The sequence below is a fragment of the Mesorhizobium huakuii genome, from assembly GCF_030160235.1.
In the GTDB taxonomy this organism is placed as follows: Bacteria; Pseudomonadota; Alphaproteobacteria; order Rhizobiales; family Rhizobiaceae; genus Mesorhizobium; species Mesorhizobium huakuii.
Window position 1 is genome coordinate 1 of sequence record NZ_BSNY01000025.1, and the last position, 8,921, is coordinate 8,921.

At 59.8% G+C, this 8,921-nt stretch carries 8 protein-coding genes; 4 read left to right on the forward strand and 4 right to left on the reverse strand.

Annotation, left to right across the window (positions count from 1 at the left end; translation table 11 throughout):
* A partial coding sequence (locus QQK95_RS13360) for a hypothetical protein (RefSeq protein WP_284273048.1) occupies positions 1-289 on the forward strand: 289 nt, incomplete at its 5' end.
* A gap of 320 nt (positions 290-609) precedes the next feature.
* Here QQK95_RS13360 and QQK95_RS13365 read toward each other — a convergent pair.
* On the reverse strand, positions 610-1,563 hold the full coding sequence (locus QQK95_RS13365) for a LysR substrate-binding domain-containing protein (protein WP_284273050.1): 954 nt from the start codon (positions 1,561-1,563) through the stop codon (positions 610-612).
* A 103-nt stretch (positions 1,564-1,666) separates the two neighbouring features.
* On the opposite strand from QQK95_RS13365, the gene gabT reads away from it, so the two are divergent.
* The 3 genes from gabT (at position 1,667) to QQK95_RS13380 (ending at position 5,478) form a co-directional block, all read left to right on the forward strand.
* Complete coding sequence (gabT, locus tag QQK95_RS13370) at positions 1,667-2,953, forward strand: 4-aminobutyrate--2-oxoglutarate transaminase (protein ID WP_284273052.1); 1,287 nt, start codon at positions 1,667-1,669, stop codon at positions 2,951-2,953.
* Between the two features lie 10 nt (positions 2,954-2,963).
* On the forward strand, positions 2,964-4,418 hold the full coding sequence (locus QQK95_RS13375) for an NAD-dependent succinate-semialdehyde dehydrogenase (protein WP_284273054.1): 1,455 nt from the start codon (positions 2,964-2,966) through the stop codon (positions 4,416-4,418).
* A 301-nt stretch (positions 4,419-4,719) separates the two neighbouring features.
* Positions 4,720-5,478 (forward strand): SDR family NAD(P)-dependent oxidoreductase, encoded by a 759-nt coding sequence (locus QQK95_RS13380; protein WP_284273056.1) that lies wholly within the window; start codon positions 4,720-4,722, stop codon positions 5,476-5,478.
* Positions 5,479-5,791: 313 nt separating this feature from the next.
* Here the strand turns inward: QQK95_RS13380 and QQK95_RS13385 are convergent, their stop codons facing one another.
* From QQK95_RS13385 to QQK95_RS13395, 3 genes are all read right to left on the reverse strand, one after another.
* On the reverse strand, positions 5,792-6,448 hold the full coding sequence (locus QQK95_RS13385) for a GntR family transcriptional regulator (RefSeq protein WP_284273058.1): 657 nt from the start codon (positions 6,446-6,448) through the stop codon (positions 5,792-5,794).
* 186 nt (positions 6,449-6,634) lie between these two features.
* Positions 6,635-7,951, reverse strand: a complete 1,317-nt coding sequence (locus tag QQK95_RS13390) for an aspartate aminotransferase family protein (protein ID WP_284273059.1) — start codon at positions 7,949-7,951, stop codon at positions 6,635-6,637.
* 14 nt (positions 7,952-7,965) lie between these two features.
* A complete protein-coding gene (locus QQK95_RS13395; RefSeq protein WP_284273061.1) occupies positions 7,966-8,889 on the reverse strand; it encodes a phosphotransferase in 924 nt (307 codons plus the stop codon).
* Positions 8,890-8,921 lie beyond the last annotated feature (32 nt).

An 8,921-nucleotide genomic window follows, 5' to 3' on the forward strand; every position in this document is an offset into this window, starting at 1 on the left:
CCGGAATGGTGGCCGGTGTTTGATCGGAATGGCGGCCGGCTTCACGTCGGAATCCGCACGTCGCTATGCTGACGCTCCTACGGCTGTCCCGTTAACCGCCCGCGGCGGGGGCGAATTTCTTCCGTCCAACGCGCGACAATTGTCCGCTATTGCGGACGCGCGCAGGACTGCGGCTTATACGCCGTTTTTCATTGGGCGCCGACTGTCGTCGGCGCTGATCGCAAGACAACGCTGGTCGGTCGCCGGCGCATATCAGCGCATTTTGAGCAGGTCGCAGACAAATGCCTGACGCGGCGACACCCACATGGTCCCATTGACTCTTTCCCGGCAGGATTATTTAGCGATCGTCGGGTCGATCGATAGATGCGCAAAAGCACTAGACGGCAGAAGAACGGCCAAGCTCGGAGCTTTTGATGATATGATTTTCCTGAATGGATGGGGCAACGCCTACGCGACCGGCGCCGGGCACCGAATGAAAGTGTCCGCCTTATCTCTTAGAAACAGGCTCTCTACGTGGTGGCCGGATCCTTCGACGAGGCTTCGCGCTGTCAACGGAAGCTCTTCGGGATTTCGAGTTTCGATGGATGCGCTTGATGTCCGTGGAGTTGGTCAGAGTTGACGACCATGTGCGAGTGCCGCGTCACCTGTAGTTGATCGGCTTATGTTGTCGGCGATCCAGTCCTTGAAGACCTCAATGAGAGGGTCGCCAGACCGGTTCGGCGCCGTCAGCAAATAGTAGGTTCCCAGCTCGACGTTGGTGTCGAACAGCTCCACCAGACGCCCGCTTGCGAGTTCGTCGGCAGCCATCAACCCGTTTACAAGGGCAATGCCCTGGCCGGCAAGGGCTGCATCATAGCTGATGCTGGCGTCCGACAGGCGTGGGCCCAGAAGGCGATGACTGAGGGGCTCGCCGACAGCTTCGAACCAATTGGTCCATTGCATCTGGTTGCCTTCGTGTAGCAGCGGCGACCTAGCAAGTTCGGCAAGATCGGCCGGCATGCCATGCTGGTCGAGCCAATCGCGTCCCGCCACGGGAAACATGCGAGGCCTGATGAGGCGCATCGCGCCCTCAGGAAGTCGCTCGAGCACGTTGAAGCCGATCGAGACGTCAGCCTCTGCGCGCGCGAAATCGGGTTTGGCATCGGTTGCGCGAAGCTCGATATCAGCGCCTTCCAATGCGCGTTCGAGGGCGGACAAGCGTGGTGTGAGCCAGCGCGTTGCCAGGCCCGCGATGCACCATATGCGTAGCTGTCCGCGCTTGTGTGTCGGTCGGAGTTCGTGTGCGGCATGGGCGATGGCCCCGAGGGCCCGCGACACGGTGGCAAGGAAGCTTTCGCCCTCGGCCGTCAACTCGACGCCGCGGGGACCCGCGCGGACAAGGGCGCGACCAAGCCAAAGTTCGAGGTTCCGCACGTGGCGGCTAATGACAGTGTGGCTAACGCCGATGTCTTCAGCGGCTCTGCGCATACTGCCGGTGCGCCCCGCAGCTTCAAAAGCGCGCACCATGACCAGCGGCGGAAGCCGGTGAGCGAGAGGCGTCGTTTGAGCGGATTTCGGTGCCATAGGGGAGTCCGAGTGGTGCTTCTGATGCACCACGGTAGTTCAATCCATCTGCTTTTCCTAGGTGCTGTGTTGGCCGTAGTTACTCGGCAGACAAGGGGTCTCCATGACAAAGAATGCTTCTCTCCATGCTCGTCGCGGTGCCGCCATTCCGCGCGGAATTGCCAATGCCTTCCCGGTCTATCCGCAGCGCGCGGAGGGTTCTGAGATTTGGGATGTCGAAGGGCGCCGCTTCATTGACTTCGCCGGCGGCATTGCCGTGCTCAATACCGGGCACCGTCATCCCGAGGTGATGGCTGCGGTTGCCCGGCAGCTCGAAGCCTACACGCATACGGCCTTTCAGGTGCTCCCCTACGAGCCCTACATTGAGGTCTGCGAGCGCCTCAACGCCTTGGCGCCGTTCAGCGGCGACGCCAAGTCGGTGCTTTTCTCAACCGGTGCCGAGGCCGTCGAAAACGCCATCAAGATTGCCCGCGCTGCGACCGGTCGACCAGGTGTCATCGCCTTTGCCGGAGGCTTCCACGGCCGCACGACGCTAACCATGGCGCTGACCGGTAAGGTCGTGCCGTACAAGAAGAAGTTTGGCATATCCCCGCCCGGCATCTATCATCTGCCATTCCCCGCAGAAGATCAGGGGGTTACTGTTGCCGACACGATCAAGGCGATGGATTTCTTGTTCCGCGCGGATATTGATCCGACCGATGTCGCGGCTATCATTATCGAGCCTGTGCAAGGTGAAGGCGGCTTCCTCCCTGCACCGACCGAACTGCTGGTGGCTCTTCGCGCGGCCTGCGACAAGCACGGCATTCTGCTGATCGCAGACGAAATCCAGACAGGTTTCGCACGTACTGGCAAAATGTTCGGCTTCGAGAACTCCGGAGTTGAGCCCGATCTGGTGACCGTCGCAAAATCGCTGGCGGGCGGATTCCCGCTGTCCGGAGTGATCGGTCGGGCGGCGATCATGGACACGGTCGAACCTGGCGGCCTGGGCGGTACTTACGCCGGCAGCCCGGTAGCTTGCGCGGCCGCACTTGCCGTACTCGATGTCATCGTCGAGGAGAACCTGCTGGAACGCGCCAAGATCCTCGGCGGCAAGATCAAGGCCGCTCTCGATGGTTTCGCAATACGGAACAACGTCGTGCCGATCGCCGCAGTCCGCGGCCCGGGTGCTATGGTGGCCTTCGACGTCGTGAGGGAGCGAGGCGGCTTCAGGCCAGACCCAGACGCCACCAAGCGCGTGATCCAAGCGGCTTTGGCCGAAGGCCTGATCCTTCTTTCGTGCGGTGTTGGGGGCAATACGATCCGCATCCTAAACCCTCTGACCATCAGCGATGCCCTCCTCGAGGAGGGACTTGCCATGCTCGGTAAAGCACTTGCATCTGCCAATGTCTGATCGAGTCAAAATGCGCGCCCTCAACGATCCCAGCCTTCTCAAATCACAGGCGTATATCAACGGGGCCTACTCCGGCACGCCCAGCGTGAATGTGACGAATCCCGCCACCGGTGACGTGGTTGGATTGGTGCCGAACCAGGGGGCGGCTGAAGCGACTGCCGCTGTAGACGCAGCTTCAGTGGCGTTCCACCCTTGGGCCGCAAGGACGGCAAAGGAACGCAGCGTCATTTTGCGCAAGTGGTTCGACCTGATTCTTGCCAACCGCCAGGATCTTGCAACCATCCTGACAACCGAGCAGGGCAAGCCTTTTGCCGAAGCCTTGGGCGAGATCGAATACGCAGCGTCCTACGTTGAGTTCTATGCCGAAGAGGCCAAGCGCATCGCGGGCGAAGTGCTGCCGTCGCATCGTGCCGATGCCCGCATCATGGTGTTACGCCAGCCGATCGGAGTGGTGGCGGCAATCACCCCCTGGAACTTCCCAGCAGCGATGATCACCCGCAAGATAGCACCAGCGTTGGCTGCTGGTTGCACCGTTGTGGTCAAGCCGGCCCTTGAAACGCCGTTGACGGCGTTGGCACTGGCCGAACTCGCTCACCGTGCTGGCTTTCCGGCAGGGACCGTCAATTTCGTGACCGGCGATGCGCGTGCTATCGGCGGCGTGCTCACCAGCCATCCTAAGGTACGACTGGTCGGCTTCACTGGCTCGACACCGGTGGGGAAATTGCTGATGGCGCAAGCCTCCACGACCATCAAGAAAGTGGCTCTCGAACTAGGCGGCAATGCCCCTTTCATTGTTTTCGATGATGCAGACCTGGATGCCGCGGTGGACGGTGCCATGCTGTCCAAGTTTCGAAATATGGGCCAGACCTGCGTATGCACCAATCGCATCTATGTGCAGTCCAAGGTGCACGACGCCTTCGTGGACAAGCTGACCATACGCGTCGACGCCCTCAAAATCGGCGACGGTTTCAGCGAGGGTGTCAATCAGGGGCCATTGATCACTGAAGCGGCGGTCCGAAAGGTCGAGGAGCATATTGCCGACGCGCTTGCCAAGGGCGCAAATGTTGCCACGGGTGGCGGCAGGCATGCTCTCGGACACACCTTCTTCCAGCCCACGATTCTCACCGGCGTGACGGCAGAAATGACGTTGGCGCAAGAGGAAACCTTCGGGCCACTGGCGCCGGTGTTCCGCTTCGAGACGGATGACGAGGTCGTCGCAGCGGCCAACGACACAGAGACTGGCCTCGCGGCCTATTTCTACGCACGGGACGTGGGCCGCGTCTATCGTGTTATGGAGCGGCTTGAATACGGCATGGTCGGCATCAACACCGGATTGATCTCGACCGAACTCGCACCCTTTGGCGGCGTCAAGGAGAGCGGCAACTCCCGTGAAGGATCGTCCCACGGCATACTGGAATTTACAGAACTCAAATATGCATGCATGGGCGGTCTGGCAGCCGAGTGACTTCGCCGTATGAAGAAGACCGATCGTGATCACTTGGCCGATGGCGGCCGCGTGGGGCCGCGGACTGAAAGGTTCGCCCACCGCCCCTTGATATCCCACCGTGATCCCAGGGCGCGTTTGTCAGCGATCTGATCCGGCTGCAGGGTGGTTCAGACCCACGCAAGGGCAGCTGCGCAATCGGCATTTAGGACGCTATAAAGGCGTTGGAGGAGGAACAAAGGTCGGAGCCACTGCCCGGCATCTCGCAATATTTGGGCCTTTAGCCTCATGCTCGTAGCAACCAACGGAGTCTGATTTGACCATGCTTTCTTCTACCACCAAGCGTGCACTGATCACCGGGGCGGGGGCTGCCGACGGCATCGGCTTTGCCATTGCGCGGCAGCTCGGCTTGGCCGGTCATGCCGTTTTCCTGAACGGTGCCAGCGCACGCGTACTCGATCGCGCCGCCGAGCTTTGCGCCGAAGGCATCAATGCCAAAGCCGCGGTCGCCGATCTCACCATCGCAGCCGAAGTCGCGCGGCTGCGGGCTGATGTCGGCGCTGTCGACATCGTGGTCAACAATGCCGGCATGGGCTCGCTGGCATCGCCCTCGGTCGACAAGGCGTTTCTCGCCATGAGCGAGACCGACTGGGACCAGGGGATCGCCGTCAGCCTAAAAACCGCGTTCCTGATCACCCGCGCGTTTCTGCCGGCGATGGTAGAGGCAGGCTATGGCCGCATCGTCAATATGGCGTCGGTTACCGGGCCGCTGGTGTCTTTCGAAGGCACATCAGCCTATTCCGCCGCCAAGGCTGGCATGGTCGGCCTGACGCGCACGCTGGCGCTCGAAGTGGCAAAAAGCGGCGTAACAGTCAATGCCGTGGCCCCCGGCTGGATCGAAACGGGCTCGTCGAGCGCAATGGAGCGGCAAGCTGCCCTGCACACGCCACCGGCGCGGGCCGGGCGACCGGACGAGGTTGCCGCAGCGGTGGTGTTCCTGGCATCAGAAGGCGCCAGCTACGTCAACGGCGCCCTGCTGGTGGTCGACGGCGGCAACAGCCTTCAGGAGCGCAAGGGCTGAATCCGAAACCGACCGGCCGTTCAGGATCGGGTCGCGGGTTATGCCGGACTTCTCCGTCTCGCGCACGATCACCCGCTTCTGCTCGTCGGCGAAGCCGCGCCGGTTCGAACATCCGTCCACGTATTCCTGCATCAAGCGATATCGTCCCGGAACGCAACTGGAAGCGCTGCTTAATTGAGCCCGAGCACCAATATGCAGGGCCCAATCCGCACCACAGCCATCCAATAATCTGCGAGCAGCAACCTCATATATAGGACGGATTTCAGGAGTGGGCGGTCGCCGGGTCGCGTTCTCCACTGACGAATCCATGCCGTCAGACCATATTTTTTAGCTTCGCTGACAAAACAACCGCGGCCACCCGAATGTCCTCTTCGATGTAGGTTCGAACAGAGAGTCCATTGCCTTGCTCGATTGCTGCAACAATTTTGCGATGCGCGACATTGGACTGCGGGATGTACACATCAGATTGCATCAGCAGATTTAAGTATGGCCCGACACGTCCCCAAAGATCCTGTATAATATTGAGCATAATCGGCGCTTTGGCATGGTTGTATATCGCAAAATGAAAGGCTTCGTTCATCGCCAGATAAGAAGCAGGATCACTTACCCTCACGGCACGATCCATTCCCGACAGCAAGACCTGTATTTCTGCCAGACCCGCTGCCGGCATGCGAGACGCGGCTCTTTCGCCTGCGGCGCCCTCGACCGCGATGCGGAGATCGGTAAGTTCGTCAAACGCGGTCTCAGAAAGCAGGGGCACGATAATCGAGCGATTGTCTTTCATCTCGAGCGCGCGCTCTGCAACGAGTCGTTGCAACGCTTCCCGAATCGGCGTCGTCGAAATTCCGTATAGATCAGCCAGCTTTCGGATCACCAGCTTTTGCCCAGGGTTGAAGGTTCCTGAGATCAGACCCTGTCGCAGTGCCGCATAGGCCCTGTCGTTCAACGTTTCATGGCTAAGTTTCAGCATTCAATTCTTCCGACGCGACCCAAAAGATGGACAAATTGAACCAAAGATGCAGGTCTATCAACTACGAAGAACTCAAGCCATGACACACAGAGCCGCCCAGCCGGAGAACTTTGGCCGGCACAGGCTGATTCTTCAGCTTTCACCGGCTGGCATGTCCGCTATCGACATCGCTGAAATCCTGACCTTCTAAACGACAGGTACGGTTTGCAGGACGCTGTCAAGGGTACTGAGCAACAGGTCTGCCTCGGCAATGCCGAATGGCAGAGGAGGCCTGATTTTCAAAACGTTGGCATTTGGCCCCGACGCGCTGATCAGGATGCCCCGCGCTCTAAGACCGTTCACCACGAAGGCTGTCTCCTGCGAGGCAGGGCTGTCGAACGAACCGCCCCGAAGCAACTCGACGCCAATGAAAAGGCCGGCGCCGCGAACTGCGCCTATGATTGGATGACGCTCAGACATGGTGATGAGCCCATCCCGGATATAGCCTCCTGTTGCCTTGGCGTTTTCTACCAGTCCTTCATCCTGGATAATGTCAAGCACTGCTGTGGCTGCGGCCATCGCCACGTTACTGCCCCCAAAGGTGTTAAAGTAGCGCGACTTTCTGCCGAAATCGTCAAGAAGATCGCGGCGTGACACCATGGCTGCGACGGGATAACCATTTCCCATCGGTTTGCCCATGGTCACGATATCCGGGGTCAGTCCGTGGCGCTGAAACCCCCAGAAACCGTCGCCGGTTCGGCCAAAACCCGCTTGAACTTCGTCGGCGATGAAGAGGCCCCCCGCCTCATGAAACAGTTTGACCGCAGGGGCGAGAAAGCCCGGCGGGTCGGAAAATACACCGTCGCTGGAAAAGATGGTGTCAATCAACAGCGCAGCAGGGCGCACGCCTTGGCGACGCATCTCGGCCAGGGCTCTTTCCACAGCTAAGGCAAAGCCGGCGGCGACATCACCGCCTTGCTGCGGATCAAGAGGGGCGTCGACGGCAAAGACATCACGGCCGGGCGGCACGCCCGAACCAAGGGATGGCGACAGGCCCGCGATGGTTTCGGTGACCCCATGGTAGGCCAGCCGGGTGATGATGATACCGCTGCCGCCAGTGGCGCTTTTGGCGACACGAATTGCCAGGTCGTTCGCCTCGCTCCCGGTGCAGGTGAACATTACCCTGTCAAGCGCGGCGGGGAACAGACCAAGAAGTCGTTCGGCAAAGTCCAGTACGCCATCACTGAGATAGCGCGTATGCGTGTTCAGAATCGACATCTGCCTCGTCACGGCCTCGATCACACGAGGGTGGCAGTGTCCGACGGACGGCACATTGTTATAGGCGTCCAGAAAGCGCCGGCCATCGGCATCTTGCAGCCAGACCCCCTGGGCCCGAACCGGGTGGAATGGCTCGTTGTAGAACAGGCGGTACGAAGGCCCCAAGAGCCTATCCCGTTTCGCAACGGTTGCGCGATCACGGTCATCCAGACTTTCGACCTTCGACGGGTCGAACGCATTGATCATTGCCTGAGATCCACTCATACCAGTTCCCCCTGGGCCGCACTCTGAAATTTTTCATTGACCTGATCTGCGGGCAGAGCGGCAAGAGCCAGTAAACCCGCCACAGCACTTTTCTGGTTTCGCAAGATGTAGTCCCGGTTCTCGGGATATTGTGAGGCACGCCAGTTTGTGATGATCACAGTCATGGCAAGGCGGGTAGCGATCAATACTGGAAGAGCGGCAATCTCATCTTGGCGCATGGGCAGCACCGATCCATATGCGGCAAGAAATCTGCACAACGGAGCAATAGGCTCGGAGCCGTTCGCGAAAAGATAGGAACATGCCACCGCGACATCACAGGCAAGCGGGCTCTGTACCATGTCACCAAAATCAATGACTCCTGCGATAGCGCCAGTTTCGGGCCAGACGAGGACATTGTGCGGGTTGAGGTCATTGTGAATGACCTGGTGACGAAGTGGAGCAAGTGCGAGGGCATCAAAACGATCGAGCGCCTCGGAGGCAAGGTTTCGGTGGAGCGGGACTTCTGTCCGGTGGAGGTAGGCCCGTAACTTCGCAGCATGCTTGAGATCCCATAGCAATTCGTGGCTGGCGGCTGGGTGCTTGAAGCCGGAAAGCGCCCGGTCCACCTTCGCGGCAATCAGACCCAAGCCAGTCTGCTGTTCGGCGCTTGTCACATTCCCAGCCATAGGCGCACCGTCGAGATAGCTCAGCAGGTAGCAAAAGCGCTTTTGACCGTCGACAGCGCTCCATGAGAAAATATCTGTTCCGCCAAGGGTCTGGATGACGCGTTGGATTGGAAGGTCGAGCGCAACGTGTTCCATGTGCCGCAGAGCGCCCACGCGGAATTCGATTGTGGCCTGGGCTTCCGCCGCATTCGCGACCTTGAGCAGAAACTTCGGCCGACCATCGAATATCTGGGCTGCTGCCGGTTTTTCGGACACGAGGTTAAGCTAGCATAGCTTGTTCCTCGAAC